Origin of the sequence: Streptomyces sp. 2A115 (genome assembly GCF_052245575.1) — a bacterium.
GTDB lineage: Bacteria > Actinomycetota > Actinomycetes > Streptomycetales > Streptomycetaceae > Streptomyces.
On record NZ_JBQQCG010000036.1, the window covers coordinates 68,651 to 84,075 of the forward strand.

At 68.8% G+C, this 15,425-nt stretch carries 13 protein-coding genes; 4 read left to right on the top strand and 9 right to left on the bottom strand.

Annotated elements, in window-relative coordinates:
- Positions 1-72: 72 nt before the first annotated feature.
- On the top strand, positions 73-300 hold the full coding sequence (locus tag ACTWQR_RS28350; protein WP_443230006.1) for an FmdB family zinc ribbon protein: 228 nt from the start codon (positions 73-75) through the stop codon (positions 298-300).
- Between the two features lie 117 nt (positions 301-417).
- Positions 418-1,191, top strand: coding sequence for a DedA family protein (locus ACTWQR_RS28355; protein WP_443230044.1), 774 nt, complete (start codon positions 418-420; stop codon positions 1,189-1,191).
- Here ACTWQR_RS28355 and ACTWQR_RS28360 read toward each other — a convergent pair.
- The 3 genes from ACTWQR_RS28360 to ACTWQR_RS28370 are packed head-to-tail and all read right to left on the bottom strand — an operon-like array spanning position 1,142 to position 6,004.
- Positions 1,142-1,984 carry an HAD family hydrolase gene (locus ACTWQR_RS28360; protein WP_443230007.1) on the bottom strand — a complete coding sequence of 281 codons (843 nt, stop codon included), beginning with the start codon at positions 1,982-1,984 and terminating at the stop codon, positions 1,142-1,144. The genes ACTWQR_RS28355 and ACTWQR_RS28360 overlap by 50 nt on opposite strands.
- On the bottom strand, positions 1,984-4,809 hold the full coding sequence (locus tag ACTWQR_RS28365) for a phosphoribosyltransferase (RefSeq protein WP_443230008.1): 2,826 nt from the start codon (positions 4,807-4,809) through the stop codon (positions 1,984-1,986). The genes ACTWQR_RS28360 and ACTWQR_RS28365 overlap by 1 nt, the downstream gene beginning before the upstream one ends.
- A gap of 28 nt (positions 4,810-4,837) precedes the next feature.
- On the bottom strand, positions 4,838-6,004 hold the full coding sequence (locus ACTWQR_RS28370) for an HpcH/HpaI aldolase/citrate lyase family protein (protein WP_443230009.1): 1,167 nt from the start codon (positions 6,002-6,004) through the stop codon (positions 4,838-4,840).
- A gap of 200 nt (positions 6,005-6,204) precedes the next feature.
- Here ACTWQR_RS28370 and ACTWQR_RS28375 point away from each other — a divergent pair, with 200 nt between their 5' ends.
- Positions 6,205-7,089: a TerD family protein gene (locus ACTWQR_RS28375; RefSeq protein WP_443230010.1), complete on the top strand. Its 885-nt coding sequence runs from the start codon at positions 6,205-6,207 to the stop codon at positions 7,087-7,089.
- Between the two features lie 155 nt (positions 7,090-7,244).
- On the opposite strand, the gene ACTWQR_RS28380 is transcribed toward ACTWQR_RS28375, so the two are convergent.
- The 6 genes from ACTWQR_RS28380 to ACTWQR_RS28405 form a co-directional block, all read right to left on the bottom strand.
- A complete protein-coding gene (locus ACTWQR_RS28380; RefSeq protein ID WP_443230011.1) occupies positions 7,245-7,985 on the bottom strand; it encodes a TerD family protein in 741 nt (246 codons plus the stop codon).
- Between the two features lie 107 nt (positions 7,986-8,092).
- On the bottom strand, positions 8,093-9,238 hold the full coding sequence (locus ACTWQR_RS28385) for a DUF475 domain-containing protein (protein WP_443230012.1): 1,146 nt from the start codon (positions 9,236-9,238) through the stop codon (positions 8,093-8,095).
- A gap of 360 nt (positions 9,239-9,598) precedes the next feature.
- Positions 9,599-10,174 (bottom strand): TerD family protein, encoded by a 576-nt coding sequence (locus ACTWQR_RS28390; RefSeq protein ID WP_363103233.1) that lies wholly within the window; start codon positions 10,172-10,174, stop codon positions 9,599-9,601.
- Between the two features lie 132 nt (positions 10,175-10,306).
- A complete protein-coding gene (locus tag ACTWQR_RS28395) occupies positions 10,307-10,882 on the bottom strand; it encodes a TerD family protein (protein WP_386356559.1) in 576 nt (191 codons plus the stop codon).
- 113 nt (positions 10,883-10,995) lie between these two features.
- Positions 10,996-11,454, bottom strand: a complete 459-nt coding sequence (locus ACTWQR_RS28400; protein ID WP_443230013.1) for a peroxiredoxin — start codon at positions 11,452-11,454, stop codon at positions 10,996-10,998.
- Between the two features lie 124 nt (positions 11,455-11,578).
- Positions 11,579-12,019 carry a DUF3052 domain-containing protein gene (locus ACTWQR_RS28405; RefSeq protein ID WP_443230014.1) on the bottom strand — a complete coding sequence of 147 codons (441 nt, stop codon included), beginning with the start codon at positions 12,017-12,019 and terminating at the stop codon, positions 11,579-11,581.
- 497 nt (positions 12,020-12,516) lie between these two features.
- On the opposite strand from ACTWQR_RS28405, the gene aceE reads away from it, so the two are divergent.
- On the top strand, positions 12,517-15,264 hold the full coding sequence (aceE, locus tag ACTWQR_RS28410) for a pyruvate dehydrogenase (acetyl-transferring), homodimeric type (RefSeq protein WP_443230015.1): 2,748 nt from the start codon (positions 12,517-12,519) through the stop codon (positions 15,262-15,264).
- The last annotated feature ends 161 nt before the right edge of the window (positions 15,265-15,425 follow it).

Sequence of the window (15,425 nt, forward strand, 5' to 3'; positions counted from 1 at the left end):
CCCCCACTCTCGGCTGCGCCGCAAAACCCCTTGGGGGCGCCCTGAGCGGGTGCCGCCCGCTAACCTGTGCGCATGCCTCGCTACGAATACCGCTGCCGGACCTGCGGTGACACCTTCGAGAAGAGCCGTCCCATGGCCGAGTCGTCCGCACCCGCGGCCTGCCCGGCCGGCCACGACGACACGGTGAAGCTGCTGTCGACGGTCGCCGTCGGCGGCTCGGCCGCGGCGCCCGCACCCCGCGCGAGCGGTGGCGGAGGCGGCGGTGGGGGCGGTTGCTGCGGCGGGGGCTGCTGCGGCTGACCCTCTCGGTTGCCGGCCGGCTGAGCCTTCCGGTCCGCTTCAGTCTGGCTTCAGCTTCCGTTCCCTAGCGTCACCCGTGTGACCGACAGCAGCGCACCGCAGTGGATCAACAGCCTCATGGACACGCTCGGGGCACCGGGCGCGGGCATCGCCATCGCCCTGGAGAACCTGTTTCCACCCCTGCCGAGCGAGATCATCCTGCCGCTGGCGGGGTTCGCGGCGAGCACCGGACAGATGAATCTGTTGGCGGCGCTGCTGTGGACGACGGCCGGCTCGGTCGTAGGCGCGCTCGCGTTGTACGGCGTGGGGGCGCTGCTCGGCCGCGAGCGCACGGTGGCGATCGCGGCCCGGCTGCCGCTGGTGAAGGTCGCGGACATCGAGAAGACGGAGGCCTGGTTCTCCCGGCACGGCACCAAGGCCGTGTTCTTCGGACGGATGATCCCGATCTTCCGCAGCCTGATATCCGTGCCCGCGGGCGTCGAACGCATGCCCCTGCCCGTCTTCCTCGGCCTGACCGCACTGGGCAGCGCGATCTGGAACACCGTCTTCGTTCTCGCCGGCTATCTGCTCGGCGAGAACTGGACGGATGTCACCGGGTACGTGTCGACGTACTCGAAGGTCGTGCTGGTCGCGGCGGTGCTCGCGGTGCTCCTCTTCGCGGCGGTACGGCTGTTCAGGCCGGGGCCGGGCGGCCGACGGCGCGAAAAGGAACGCGCAAAGGAACGGGAAGAGGCTCGGGAAGGGGCACGGGAAGAGGTTCGGGAAGGGGCACGAGAACCGGCCGCCGACAGCCCTACCGGGACCCACACCCCTCCCCGTACCGACACCCCTACCGGCACCTCTACCGGGACTCCCGCAAGAACTCCCGCAGAATCCGCTCGCCCGCGATGACACCCCGCTCCGGGAGGGACGTGATCCCGGGAGCCGTCCACCCCGCGTCGGCCAGTTCGCCGTGGCCCGGGCGCCAGGCCCGGTCCGCGGCCAACAGCAGGTCGGCGTCGAGGAGGGAGTCGCCGGCCGCGAGTGTCAGGGTCGCCCCGGTGCGGCGCGCGACCTCACGCATGGCGGCGCTCTTGGTGAGCGGCTTCGGCACGGCGTAGATCTTGCGGCCCTGGAGGGAGACGGTCCAGCCGCGGTTCTCCGCCCAGACGGCGAGTTCCTTCACCCAGTCCTCGGGGAGCAGTTCGCGCTCGACGACGACGTACACGAAGAGGTCCTCGGCGACGCGATGCTTGCGCACCCACGCCGGGTCGGAGGTGGCCGCGATGTGCTCGCGCACCTCGTCGAGCGGGGCGCACTCGCGGGCGAGGCGCTCGGTCACCCGGGCGTGCCACGCCTCGTCGGAGACGCCGTCGACGAGGAGGTGGCCGCCGTTGGCGCAGATGGCGTACTTCGGGGCGAGGCCGGGGAGTTGGATGCGCTGGTACTGCTTGCGGGTACGGGTCGTGGTCGGTACGAAGTCCGCCGCGGCGCCGAGTTCGGTGAGCAGGCCGGCCGCGATCTCGGTCATGTACGACAGCGGCCTGCTTTCGTGCACCTCGACGCTGAGCAGTCGGGGCGCCTCGGCGTCGGGCATCGTCAGCGCGAGCGCGGCGGCGGAGTAGATGAGCGTGCGGTCCAGGTCGCTGGCGATGAGCGCCTTGGGCGAGGAGATGGGGTTCGTCATCAGACCGGCGTTCGTCATCAGACCGTCACCGCCTTGCCGTCGGCGCCGGTCGCTCCGCGCGTGTACTTGGGGTGGATCAACCCGACGCAGGTGTAAGGGAGTTCGGCCACCTCTTCGACGGGTACGCCGCGCTGCTCGGCGAGGAGGCGTACGTGGTCCAGGTCGGCGCCCGCTCCGGCGCGGGCGAGGATCTTCCAGGGGACGCGACGCAGCAGGACGCGGGTCGTCTCGCCGACGCCCGGCTTGACGAGGTTCACGTCGTGGATCTCGTACTCCTCGCTGATGCGCTCAACTGCGGCCCAGCCCTCCCAGGTTGGGGTGCGGTCGGTGGAGAGCAGTTCCTTGACCCGGTCGTCCACCGCTTGGTCGACCTCACCGAAGCGGGCGGAGACGGCGTCCAGGAAGTCGACGGAGACGTCCACTCCGGCGAGCTCACGGTAGAACTTCGCGCCGTGGTAGTCGTGTTCACCGACCAGGTCGGCCCGGAGGACCGTACGCGAAATGAGCCCGGACACCGTCGAGTTGAGGCAGGCGGAGGGGATGAGGAAGTCCTCGCGGGTGCCGTACGTACGGACGCAGGAGCCGGGGTCGGCGAGGACCGCGATCTCCGGGTCGAAGCCCGTGATGCCGTCGGAGGTCTCGAACTCCTCGACGGCCTGGGTGAGTTCGCGGGTGATGGCGCCCTTGCCGGTCCAGCCGTCGACGAAGACGACGTCGGCCGGGTCGTGGTGTTTCGCGAGCCAGCGCAGCGCGTTGGCGTCGATGCCGCGGCCGCGCACGATGGAGACGGCGTAGTGCGGCAGGTCGAGGCCGTGGCGGTGCTGGGCCCAACGGCGCATCAGGACGCCGACGGGTGTGCCGGCGCGGGCCAGCGACACGAGGACGGGGTGCGGTGACCGCTCGGCGAGCACCGTCTCCGTGACCGCGCCGACGGCCTGGGCGATGCGGGTGGCCGAGGTGCCGAGCGCGTTGTGGAAGAGCTCCTGGTACTGGGGGCTCGGCTGGTACTCCACGGGCAGCGACTCCGCGTAGTGTGCGCCGCCGCTCTGGATCGCCTCCTCACGCTCCTCTGTCGGCGCCTCCAGCCGCGTGTCCGAGAGGTCCTGCAGCAGCCAGCCGACCTCGTCGGGGGCGTACGAGGAGAAGTCGGGGCCGCGGAGGGGCTCGGACAGCATGGAGGGCCTTTCGGTGGACGGCTCTGTGAACGGCACTTCCGTCAACGGCACTTCTGTCAACGGCACTTCTGTCAACGGCGCTGCGGACGGCTCGGGGTTCAGCTCCGCGGACAGCCGCTCGGGTGCGTACTCGTCGGGTGCGTACTCGTCGGGTATGCACTCCTCGGGTACGTACGAGGGGACGACGGCGAGCAGCACGCTCGCCGTGTGCGCGGCGAGCTGCGCCAACAGGCCGCCGGGGCCGTGCAGTTCCGGGGTGTCGGCCACGGAGTCGACCACGGCGACGACGGCGTCGAAGCCGGCGCCCGCGACGTTGTAGGCGTAGCGCTCGCCGGGGCCGTCGGCGGGGTCGTCGTGGGCGGGGAAGACGAGCCGGGTGCGGATCGCGTAGCCGGGGTCGTCGAGCGCGAGGACCGGGGAACGGGTGGTGGTGGAGTAGCGGACCGCGGCATCGGTCAGCTTCTCCAGCGCCACGCCGAGCCGGAGCGGCGCGTACATCAGCTCTTCGAACCCGAGGACGAGAACCCGTCCGCTGCCGCGCCGGGCTCCGAGGGGCAACGCCTCGGCGATCCGCCCGGCCATGGCAGGCAGCGCCTCTTCCAGCCGCACCCGATGCTCGGGCGTGAACCCGTGCCGCCCGCCGTCGGGTATCCCGCCCGGCCAGCCCAGCTCTACGCGGACGACCGGCGTGCGGACGGGCGCCGGGGCGCTCGGAGTCGCCCGCACGACGGCGCTCACGCCGGGCTCGGTCGAGGGCACCGTTCCCCCACCGGACTCGTACCGCGCAACCAGCGCCTGGCCCTTCGCCAGGACCCCCTCGGGAAGCCGCACCGTTCCGCTCGCCGCGGTCACGAGGTCCACGCGGGCGCCGATCTCGCGGGCGAAGTCCTCCAGGCGGCCGAGGTCGGCGGCCGAGCGCATGTCGACCAGGGCGACGATGACGTACCGGTCGCGCGGATAGCGTTCGTGCAGGTCACGGATGGTGTTGAGGACCGTGTTGCCGGTGGAGAACTCGTCGTCGACCAGGACCAGCGGGCCGTCGCCGGCCAGCAGGGCAGGGTTCTCCGGGAGGAGCAGGTGCGAGGTGGCGTGCGAGTGGGACTCCTCGAAGCCGCCCGCCCGGGCGACGCCGTCGACCGGGCGGCGGGTCGAGTGGAGGCAGGGCGCGAGGCCCACGCCGTCCGCGACCGAGTGGCCGAGCCCGGTGGCCGTCTCGGCGTACCCGAGGACGACGGCCCGCCGCGCCTCGTCCTCACCGAGCAGATCCCGCACCCGGAGGCCGAGCGCGAACCCGTATCCGTACACGACCGCGGGTGACTGCGGTACGTGCTTGCCCAGCACGTTGGACACGAGCAGATGCGCCCGCTTGGGGTTGCGCCGCAGCGCGAGCCCCAGCAACTCGCCGAGCCCCTCGTCCCCGACGAGCTCGACCCCGAGCCGCCCGGCGACCCACGCCCCGGACCAGACCTCGGCCTCGGACCGGACGCCCTTCTCCGCACGGGCGCCGGCACCGGACCCGGCCCCGCCCCGGAACCCCGTCCCGGACCAGACGCCGGCCTCGCGCCGGCCTTCCGCTCCGGCCCGTGTCCCGGCCCCGGTCCCTGTCCCGGAGTCGGTCCCGGAGTCGGTCGTCCCGGAGCCGACCCCGTCGTTCACAGCCTTGTTCATGGATTCCTTGTGTGTCTCAGTGTGTGTCTCAGTCGGGGATTCCGGCGGCGAGCAGCTCCACGAAGCCGATGTCCTGGTTGGCGACACCGAAGACCTCGGCGCGCTGGATGGTGCGTTCGGCCCAGGCGCGGTGCGGCTTCACCTCGTTCATCTTGTTCGTGTACGCGGACCGCAGGACGCCCCCGCCGCCGCGCTCGGGCCGCAGGATGTCCTGGGCGTCGCTGAACTCTTCGTGGCTGACCACCGAGAGTGCGTGTACGGGCGCCACATGCGAGGGGTGGATGCAGGTCTTGCCCTGCAGACCGTTGGTCCGGTCGAGGGAGATCTCGCGCAGCAGTCCGTCCATGTCGTGCTCGATCAGCGCGTCGCGCAGGTCCTCGGCCTCCGGGGAGAAGGGGCTGCGGCGCAGTTGCGGCTTGAACATGCGCTCCTGGACCCGGAAGTACTCCCACACGGGCCCGGTCACCGTGAATCCGGTGCCGTCGGCCCGCCCCAGCACGTTCACCACGTCCGCGATCACGGAGGCGACGATCTGCACGTCGTACGCGGTCATGTCGGGCGCCCTGCGCAGCCCGTACGCCGAGCAGAAGTCGGTGACGCCGAGCCGCAGCGCGAGCACCCGGTCGCGGTACTTGTCGACGGCGCGGAAGATCCCCGCGAGGGTCTCGGCACGCGACTCCCGGTACAGCAGATCGGGCGATTCGAGAACGGGCATCGCGAAAAGCCGCCGTCCGCTCGCGGCCTCGGACGCCGTGAGGGCCTCCAGGAACGGGATGCCCCGCTCCTCGGTGAACTTCGGCAGTACGAATCCGGACAGCAGCCGGACGGCGGAGCCGAGCCGCCCGACCAGGTCGGGGATCTGCTCGGGCGCTCTGACCCGGATGAACAGCAGCGGCAGCTCGGTCTCCGGGCAGCGTTCGGCGAGGTCGTTGAACTGCCGGACCAGGTTCTCCTCGGCGTCGGGGACCTCCGCGTCGTCGATCGAGTCCTCCAGGCACAGCACCATCGATACGACTCCGCGCCCGGTCTGCTTCACGATGTCGTCGGCCAGTTTCTGCCTGGTCGCGGGGCTGTAGAGGGTTGCTCCGAGGGCCGAGGCGAGCACCCGGGCAGGGGAGTCCGCCGTGAAGACGCACGGCTCCTGGTGGAAGAGTCGCTCCCGCACTTCAGGGGTTATATGTCCGAAATGACGCATTAGTCTCCCCCGGGGCGGCTAGACGGCCTGACAATAAGTGGCCGGTAATAGTACGTAGAGATCCATGTCAAGGGTTCCCACCGGGCATGAAATTCAGGTAACGCAGACACACACGATTGTGTCGTCCGGCCGCGTGTCGGGCCAGGCGGGAAGGCACCCCCATGTTGTCGTGACCAGGACCGAGAGGGCAGGATGACCGCATGACGCACGCCATGCTGAAGGGGTCGAACGTCCCGCTGGACGCCACAGCGGTGCGCGCTGTGCTGCGCTGGACGCCGGGGCCCGGGGTCCCGGTCGTGGACGCCTCGGCGCTGCTCCTCGGCCCCGACGGTCGTGTGCGATCCGACGAGGACTTCGTGTTCTACAACCAGCCCCGGCATCCCTCGGCCAAGGTCTGGCGACTCGGTCAGAAGCGCGTTGCCGAGGGTCACACCGACACGATTCAGTCGGATCTGGCGGGCCTTGACAATGAGGTGGACCGGATTCTCCTTGTCGCTTCCGCCGAGGACGTCACCTTCGACCGGGTCCCCGCGCTGCGGATCCTGCTGTACGACGCCACGCTCGCGGACGCCGAGCCGCTGGCGTACTTCGACATCAAGCCGGAGACCGGCGAGGAGACCGCGCTGATCTGCGGCGAACTCTACCGGCGGGGTGAGGGCTGGAAGTTCCGGGCGCTCGGCGAGGGCTACTCGAACGGTCTTCAGGGGCTGGCGTCCGACTTCGGCATCATGGTGGACGAGTCCGAGGCCGCCGCCGAGCCGGCGTCCGCACCCCCCGCCTCGCCGCCGCTGCCGCCCGAGCAGCCCGCCCAGCTGCCCCAGCAGCCGGCTCAGCCGTCCTACGGCTATCCTCCGGCCGCCCGCCCGGACCCGGACCTCACCCGGCAGCAGCCGCCGGCCGCCCAGCCCGCGTACGGCTATCCGCAGCCCACCAGCCCGCCCGCCTACGGCTACCCGCAGACCTCCCCGGCCCAGCCCGCGGCGGCGGCCGCCCAGCCCGCATACGGCTTCCCACAGCCGCCCGGCGCCTTCCCCGACCCGGAATTCAAGCTGCCGCCCCAAGGCCCGCAGTTCATCGGACGTTAGGGGCGCGGTCGCGCCCGGCCCCGTCAGGGGCGCGGGGCTGTGACATATGCGGCTCCGCCGCGTGGGCGCGACCAGCCACGTACAACCCGCAGCCGCCACCGAACCGAACACCCCGAGCTCTTGGGCGCTCCTGCCAAGCCCAGCGGCAGCGCGGCTCAGCGGTCGGCCTTCGCCTTGTAGCCGCGGCCCCACTGGAGTCCCCAGCCGTAGAGCCGGTCGAGCTCGGCCTGGAAGCCGTACACGAACTTCACCTCGCGGCGCACCACCAGCTCGTTCTTGATGTTCTCGATCATGACCACCGCGCAGGACCTGGCCTGCGGATGGCGCTCGTCGAGGCCGACCTCGATGCGGGGGCCGTTGCTCGGGTAGAGGGTCACGATGGCGTGCGTACGGTCGAAGGCCGGGGTCTGGTCGTATATGTAGACGAAGACTAGGAGCCGCTTGATCTCCTCGCGGTGGTCGAGGTTGACGAATATCGTCTCGCCCGAGCCGGAGCCGAAGCGGTCGTCGCCGCTGAGCTTCACGTACGGCGCCGAGTTGAGCTCACCGAAGAAGCTGCCCAGTGGCTGGACGACGCCCTTGGTGCCGTCCGCAAGCTCGTACATGCAGCCCAGGTCGAGGTCGACGTTGACCATGCTCTGGGTGTGCGCCTGCACCACCTCGGGCTTGAATGCCTTGAAGGGGTGGCGCAGCAGGCTCTCCCGCTGGGGCCCGCCTATGTCGGAGGTGCGCATCCGCCAGGAGAGGTTGATGCGCAGGTTTCCGTTGGCCGCGCCCTGTTTGGTGAGTGAGATCGACTGGTTCCGTTTGGTCAGTTCGATGGCGTTGGTCGCCGCGCTGCCCGAGTCGAACTGCGTCGACCGCCCGCCGCGCCACAGGCCTTCCCAGAAGCTCATTCCCGCCCCCACGCTTCCCTCTGTTCGCCTCGACGAATACGCCGGGGCGGCCGCTCGGGCTTCCCCGACGGCCGCCCCTCACAGAGCGTTCCTCAGCTGGACCGGTGTCACACCCCGGACGAGACTTCCGCCTTCTCGCCCGAGGACTCAGCTTTTCCCCCGGACTCCGCGAGTGCGCGGTTGCGGCGCACAGAGGACCAGAAGGACCAGGCGATCAGGATGACGCCGATGAGGCCGGTGACGATCTCGTTGACCTCGAAACGGATGGTGATGAGCAGGATCGCGGCGAGGGCGCCGATGGCGTAGTGGGCGCCGTGCTCCAGGTAGACGTAGTCGTCGAGGGTGCCCTGGCGGACCAGGTACACGGTGAGCGACCGGACGTACATGGCGCCGATGCCGAGGCCGAGGGCCATCAGGATGATGTCGTTGGTGATGGCGAAGGCGCCGATGACGCCGTCGAAGGAGAAGGACGCGTCCAGGACCTCGAGGTAGAGGAACATGAAGAAGGCCGCCTTGCCGACGAGTGCCGTGCCGGTGACGCTCTTGCCCTCCTGCTTGGCCTCCTCCTCGGCCTCGTGCTCACGCTCCTCCGCTTCCTCGAGGCGGTTCTCGAAGAAGCCGGAGAGCCCGCCGACGACCAGGTACGTGATGAGGCCGGCGACGCCGGCGAGCAGCACCGTCTCCGCCTTGTCGGCGGACCCGGCGTGCAGGTGGGCCTTCGGGGCGAGGTACAGCGCGGTGATCAGCAGGACGATCAGCGCGATGCAGGCCGACAGCATGTCGACCTTGCCGAGCTTGGCGAGCGGGCGCTCCAGCCAGCCGAGCCACTTGATGTCCCGGTCCTCGAAGATGAAGTCGAGGAAGATCATCAACAGGAACATGCCGCCGAAGGCAGCGATCGACGGGTGGGCGTCGGTGACCAGTTCCTCGTAACGGTTCGCGTCGTTCAGCGCCAGGTCGACCGCCTCGATGGGGCCGAGCGAGGCGCTGATGGCGACGATCACGACGGGGAAGACGAGCCGCATTCCGAAGACGGCGATCAGGATGCCGATGGTGAGGAAGATTTTCTGCCAGAAGGCGCTCATCTTCTTCAGGATTCCGGCGTTGACCACCGCGTTGTCGAAGGACAGCGAGATTTCGAGGATGGAAAGGATCAAGACGATCCCGAACGCGGTCCATCCGTCGATCAGCACCGCTGCGACCAAGCCGACCGCGGTGACCGCGAACGACCAGCCGAAGGTTTTCAGAACCACTGGCTACCCAATCGTGAGTTGGGGGGCTACCCCCGGACGAAGTCCGGAGGGGGTTTCCCCCCGCCGTACCCGGCTTTACGAAACATTGACCTCAAAGTCTAGAGGGCCGACCCTCCGGACGAGTGGGCCGGGCCCTCTCACCAGGAGAATCGCAGGTCCACGGGGTTCGAACACCGGTGACGCCCCTTCACCTCTCGCGATGCCCTGCCTTTCGGGACCGAGAGACCCTGCAATTCGGGGTGCGGCGGGTGACCTTACGTCATGGCCGAGGTCGGCCTCTGCGGACTCCACTCTCTGGACTCCACGGACCCGGGCTCCACTCACCCGGGCTCCACGGACCCGGGCTCCACGGACCCGGGATCAAGAAACGTTGACCCCGAAGTCCAGGGCGATACCCCGCAGTCCCGACGCGTACCCCTGTCCCACCGCTCGGAACTTCCACTCGCCGCCGTAGCGGTAGACCTCGCCGAAGATCATCGCTGTCTCCGTGGAGGCGTCCTCGGAGAGGTCGTAGCGCGCGAGTTCCTGGCCGTCGGCCTGGTTGACGACGCGGATGAACGCGTTGCTGACCTGGCCGAAGGTCTGGCCTCGGTTGTCGGCGTCGTGGATGGAGACGGGGAAGACGATCTTGTCGACGTTGGCGGGCACCTTGGAGAGGTCGATCAAGAGAGACTCGTCGTCGCCCTCGCCCTCACCGGTGAGGTTGTCACCGGTGTGCTCGACCGAGCCGTCCGGGCTCTTGAGCTGGTTGTAGAAGATGAACCACTCGTCGCCGAGCACCCGCCCCGAGTTGCACAGCAGTGCGCTGGCGTCGAGGTCGAAGTCGGCTCCGGTGGTGGAGCGCGCGTCCCAGCCGAGCCCGATCAGCACCTGCGTGAGGTTCGGTGCGGCCTTGGAGAGGGAGACATTGCCCCCCTTGGCGAGCGTGACGCCCATGATCCTGGTCCTCCCCGGTCAAGCCATTGGGTTGTTGAGCACATCCGGCGCCGCACTCGAAGTGTGCGGCGCCGGACGACAAGCGGTGAATCGGGTGAAGCGGCTCGGGCCGGACGTCGACCCCGAGGTGGCTCAGACGTTGACGCCGAAGTCCTGCGCGATACCCCGCAGGCCCGAGGCGTACCCCTGACCGATGGCGCGGAACTTCCACTCCGCGCCGTGGCGGTACAGCTCGCCGAAGACCATCGCGGTCTCCGTCGAGGCGTCCTCCGAGAGGTCGTAACGGGCGATCTCCGCCTCGCCCGCCTGGTTCACGACGCGGATGAACGCGTTGCGCACCTGGCCGAACGACTGCTGGCGGTTCTCGGCGTCGTAGATCGAGACCGGGAAGACGATCTTGTCGACGTCGGCCGGAACCGTGGCGAGATTGACCTTGATCTGCTCGTCGTCGCCCTCGCCCTCACCGGTGATGTTGTCACCGGTGTGCTCGACCGAGCCGTCCGGGCTCTTGAGATTGTTGAAGAACACGAAGTTGGCGTCACTGGTGACCTTGCCGTCCGTGCCCGCCAGGATGGCGCTCGCGTCGAGGTCGAAGTCGGTGCCGGTGGTGGTACGAACGTCCCACCCCAGACCGATGATGACCGCGGTAAGGCCGGGCGCCTCCTTCGAAAGCGATACGTTGCCGCCCTTGCTGAGGCTGACTCCCACGAGTCCTCCCTTTGGTGTCCAGGGGCGGGGAGCCCCGTAGTGCGTTGGTATCGGATCAACGTATCGATCCTAGTGAGGGGTTCCCCATTGCCGCAGGCCCTGCGGCCGAAGAATCACAGAGTGTCGAGCGCCTTCACGTACTCGTTCAGGTCGCGCGCGTCCGGCAGGCCGTTGACGACGGTCCAGCGGACGGCGCCCTCCTTGTCGATGACGAACGTGCCGCGCACCGCGCAGCCCTTGTCCTCGTCGAAGACGCCGTACGCGCGCGAGGCCTCGCCGTGCGGCCAGAAGTCGGACAGCAGCGGGTACTCCAGGCTCTCCTGCTCGGCGAAGACGCGCAGCGTGTGGATGGAGTCGTTGGAGACAGCGAGCAGCTGGGTGTCGCGGTCGGAGAACCTCGGCAGGTTGTCGCGCAGGGCGCACAGCTCGCCGGTGCACACGCCGGTGAAGGCGAAGGGGTAGAAGAGCAGCACCACGTTCTTCGCGCCGTGGAAGTCGGAGAGCTTCACGGTGGCGCCGTGGTTGTCCTTGAGCTCGAAGTCCGGGGCCTTGTCGCCGACCTCGATCGTCATGGTCCTGCGTCCCTTCCCTGGGGCTGTTCGGGTGAGGCCCACCCTACGCAGCGTTCCCCCGGCGCCCATGCAGAGGCCCCCGCCGACCGGGGGTCGGCGGGGGCCCAGGAGCCCAGGGCTCAGGTCAGCGCTTCGACGACTTGGCCGCTTTCGGCGTCGCCAGCTTGCTGCCGCTCCAGTCCTTCCCCACGCTGATGCTCTTGGTCTGGGACAGACCCGCGGTCGTCGCGGCTTCGGCGATGTCGCTCGGCTCCACATAGCCGTCTCGGCCGGTCTTCGGCGTCAGCAGCAGCACGGCGCCGCCCTCTTCGACGTACGTGGTGGCATCCACCAGCGCATCCGTCAGGTCGCCGTCGTCGTCTCGGAACCAGAGCACCACGGCGTCGGCGACGTCGTCGTACTCCTCGTCCATGAGCTCGCTGCCGATGACTTCTTCAATGGCCTCGCGGAGCTCCTGGTCGACGTCGTCGTCGAAGCCGATCTCCTGGACCACCTGCTCGGGCTGGAATCCCAGCCTGGCGGCCAGGCTCGTCCGCTCCTCCGCGTGGTCCGCGGTCGCGCTCACGGGTTGCCTCCTGATCATGTTCGGTAATGGGGTCCTCCCCTGCTCGAACGAAGTCGAGTGCTTGGGGAAGTTCAAGCCACGCGCGTGCGCGCAGCATTGGCCGTAGTCCACACGGGCGGGACGGATCGCGCAAGTACCCGGCGGTCGAGACCGCCGAAACGGTGACGATCCTGGCGGTCTCGCCGCAACTCCAGCCAAGGAATCATGGCACCAGGTGACGCACACCACACCAATCTGCCCGCTTTGCGAATTTCAGAACCATACAAGGGTACGAGAGCCGAATGGCTTCGCGGTACGCGTCACGGGCCGGGCGTATCGTTGCGATTTGCCGGGCCCACTCCTGGGAGAACGGGATGAACGTCTCGGTTACCTCTCGGTAGAGATGACGTTTCGGTTCCCGAGGTACACGATGGGGAACGGCGCGTACACCCAGGAAACCAGAGATCAAACCGAGAGAAAACCAAGAAAAAGCGGCCCCCTGAGAGCGAAGGAACAGCGTGGCTTCCGGACCCGATCGCAACCCGATCATCATTGGCGGCCTTCCGAGTCAGGTCCCTGACTTCGATCCCGAAGAGACCCAGGAGTGGCTCGACTCCCTCGACGCCGCTGTCGACGAGCGCGGCCGTGAGCGGGCGCGCTATCTCATGCTGCGGCTGATCGAACGGGCCCGCGAGAAGCGCGTGGCCGTGCCCGAGATGCGCAGCACGGACTACGTCAACACCATCGCCACCAAGGACGAGCCGTTCTTCCCGGGCAACGAGGAGATCGAGCGCAAGATCCTCAACGCGACCCGCTGGAACGCGGCCGTGATGGTGTCCCGGGCCCAGCGCCCCGGTATCGGGGTCGGCGGCCACATCGCCACCTTCGCCTCCTCCGCCTCGCTCTACGACGTGGGCTTCAACCACTTCTTCCGCGGCAAGGACGAGGGCGACGGCGGCGACCAGATCTTCTTCCAGGGGCACGCGTCGCCTGGCATCTACGCCCGCGCGTTCATGCTGGACCGGCTGAGCGAGCAGCAGCTCGACGCCTTCCGCCAGGAGAAGTCCAAGGCGCCCTACGGCCTGTCCTCGTACCCGCACCCGCGGTCGATGCCGGACTTCTGGGAGTTCCCGACCGTCTCCATGGGCCTCGGCCCGCTCGGCGCGATCTTCCAGGCCCGCATGAACCGCTACATGGAGGCGCGCGGCATCGCGGACACCTCCAAGTCCCACGTATGGGCGTTCCTCGGCGACGGCGAGATGGACGAGCCGGAGTCGCTCGGCCAACTGTCGATCGCAGCGCGCGAGGGCCTGGACAACCTGACGTTCGTCGTCAACTGCAACCTCCAGCGCCTCGACGGCCCGGTGCGCGGCAACGGAAAGATCATCCAGGAGCTGGAGTCGCAGTTCCGGGGCGCCGGCTGGAACGTCGTCAAGCTGGTGTGGGACCGCAGTTGGGACCCGCTGCTCGCGCAGGACCGCGACGGTGTGCTCGTCAACAGGATGAACACCACGCCGGACGGCCAGTACCAGACGTACGCCACCGAGACCGGCGCGTACATCCGCGACCACTTCTTCGGTGACGACCACCGGCTGCGCGCGATGGTCGAGAACATGACCGACGACCAGATCCTGCACCTGGGCCGCGGCGGCCACGACCACCGGAAGATCTACGCGGCGTACTCGGCGGCCCGCGCCCACAAGGGCCAGCCGACGGTGATACTCGCCAAGACCATCAAGGGCTGGACGCTCGGCCCGAACTTCGAGGGCCGCAACGCGACCCACCAGATGAAGAAGCTGACGGTCGCCGACCTCAAGGGCTTCCGCGACCGGCTGCACCTGCCGATCTCCGACAAGCAGCTCGAGGACGGCCCGCCGCCGTACTACCACCCGGGTCCCGACTCGGAGGAGATGCAGTACATGCACGACCGCCGCAAGGGGCTCGGCGGGTACGTCCCGACGCGCGTCGTGCGGTCGAAGCCGCTGGCCCTGCCTGAGGACAAGACGTACGCGAGCGTGAAGAAGGGCTCGGGTCAGCAGTCGATCGCCACGACCATGGCCTTCGTACGGCTGCTCAAGGACCTCATGCGGGACAAGGAGATCGGCAAGCGGTTCGTGCTGATCGCGCCCGACGAGTACCGCACCTTCGGCATGGACTCGTTCTTCCCGAGCGCGAAGATCTACAACCCGCTGGGCCAGCAGTACGAGGCCGTGGACCGCGATCTGCTCCTCGCGTACAAGGAGTCGCCGACCGGGCAGATGCTGCACGACGGCATCTCCGAGGCGGGCTGCACGGCCTCGCTGATCGCGGCCGGCTCGGCGTACGCGACGCACGGCGAGCCGCTCATCCCGGTGTACGTCTTCTACTCGATGTTCGGATTCCAGCGCACCGGCGACCAGTTCTGGCAGATGGCCGACCAGTTGGCGCGCGGCTTCGTGCTGGGTGCGACCGCGGGGCGCACGACTCTGACCGGTGAGGGTCTGCAGCACGCGGACGGCCACTCGCAGCTGCTCGCCTCGACGAACCCGGGCTGTGTCGCGTACGACCCGGCGTACGGCTTCGAGATCGCGCACATCGTGAAGGACGGGCTGCGCCGGATGTACGGCTCGTCCGACGAACACCCGCACGGCGAGGACGTCTTCTACTACCTCACCGTCTACAACGAGCCGATCCAGCACCCGGCCGAGCCGGAGGGCGTGGATGTCGACGGCATCCTGAAGGGCATCCACCGCTTCTCGGAGGGGACTTCGGGATCCATTCCGGCGCAGATCATGGCGTCCGGTGTCGCGGTGCCGTGGGCCGTCGAGGCGCAGAAGGTCCTTGCCGAGGAGTGGAACGTCAAGGCCGATGTCTGGTCGGCGACCTCCTGGAACGAGCTGCGGCGCGAGGCCGTCGACGTGGAGCGGCACAACCTGCTGCACCCCGAGGAGGAGCAGCGCGTTCCCTATGTGACGCGGAAGTTGTCCGGTGCCCAGGGACCGTTCGTGGCCGTGTCCGACTGGATGCGGGCGGTTCCGGACCAGATCTCGCGGTGGGTGCCGGGGACTTACCAGTCGCTGGGCGCGGACGGGTTCGGCTTCGCGGACACGCGTGGTGCGGCGCGGCGGTTCTTCCACATCGACGCGCAGTCGATCGTGGTCGGGGTGCTTACGGAGTTGGCGCGTGAGGGCAAGGTCGATCGGTCGGTGCTGAAGCAGGCGATCGATCGGTATCAGCTGCTGGATGTGGCTTCGGCTGATCCTGGGGCGGCTGGTGGCGATGCGTGAGCGCTCCGCTCGGCTGCACTGGATAGCTTGCGGTTCGGTGTGTGACCTGCGGGTTCGTGGGGGCTTGTCGCGCAGTTCCCCGCGCCCCTGAAGGGGCGCCCCGTCGGAGCGCGGTTGCGTCGCATGGCGTCTGAAGGGGTGGGGTGGCCTGTGGGTCACCA

Excerpts from the sequence above, each read along its gene's own strand:
- ACTWQR_RS28390 (WP_363103233.1), bottom strand. The coding sequence starts at position 10,174 with ATGGGCGTCACGCTCGCCAAGGGGGGCAATGTCTCCCTCTCCAAGGCC.
- ACTWQR_RS28350 (WP_443230006.1), top strand. The coding sequence starts at position 73 with ATGCCTCGCTACGAATACCGCTGCCGGACCTGCGGTGACACCTTCGAG.
- ACTWQR_RS28360 (WP_443230007.1), bottom strand. The coding sequence starts at position 1,984 with ATGACGAACGCCGGTCTGATGACGAACCCCATCTCCTCGCCCAAGGCG.
- ACTWQR_RS28380 (WP_443230011.1), bottom strand. The coding sequence starts at position 7,985 with ATGAGCTTCTGGGAAGGCCTGTGGCGCGGCGGGCGGTCGACGCAGTTC.
- ACTWQR_RS28400 (WP_443230013.1), bottom strand. The coding sequence starts at position 11,454 with ATGACGATCGAGGTCGGCGACAAGGCCCCGGACTTCGAGCTCAAGGAC.
- ACTWQR_RS28375 (WP_443230010.1), top strand. The coding sequence starts at position 6,205 with ATGACGCACGCCATGCTGAAGGGGTCGAACGTCCCGCTGGACGCCACA.
- ACTWQR_RS28355 (WP_443230044.1), top strand. The coding sequence starts at position 418 with ATGGACACGCTCGGGGCACCGGGCGCGGGCATCGCCATCGCCCTGGAG.
- ACTWQR_RS28365 (WP_443230008.1), bottom strand. The coding sequence starts at position 4,809 with ATGAACAAGGCTGTGAACGACGGGGTCGGCTCCGGGACGACCGACTCC.
- ACTWQR_RS28370 (WP_443230009.1), bottom strand. The coding sequence starts at position 6,004 with ATGCGTCATTTCGGACATATAACCCCTGAAGTGCGGGAGCGACTCTTC.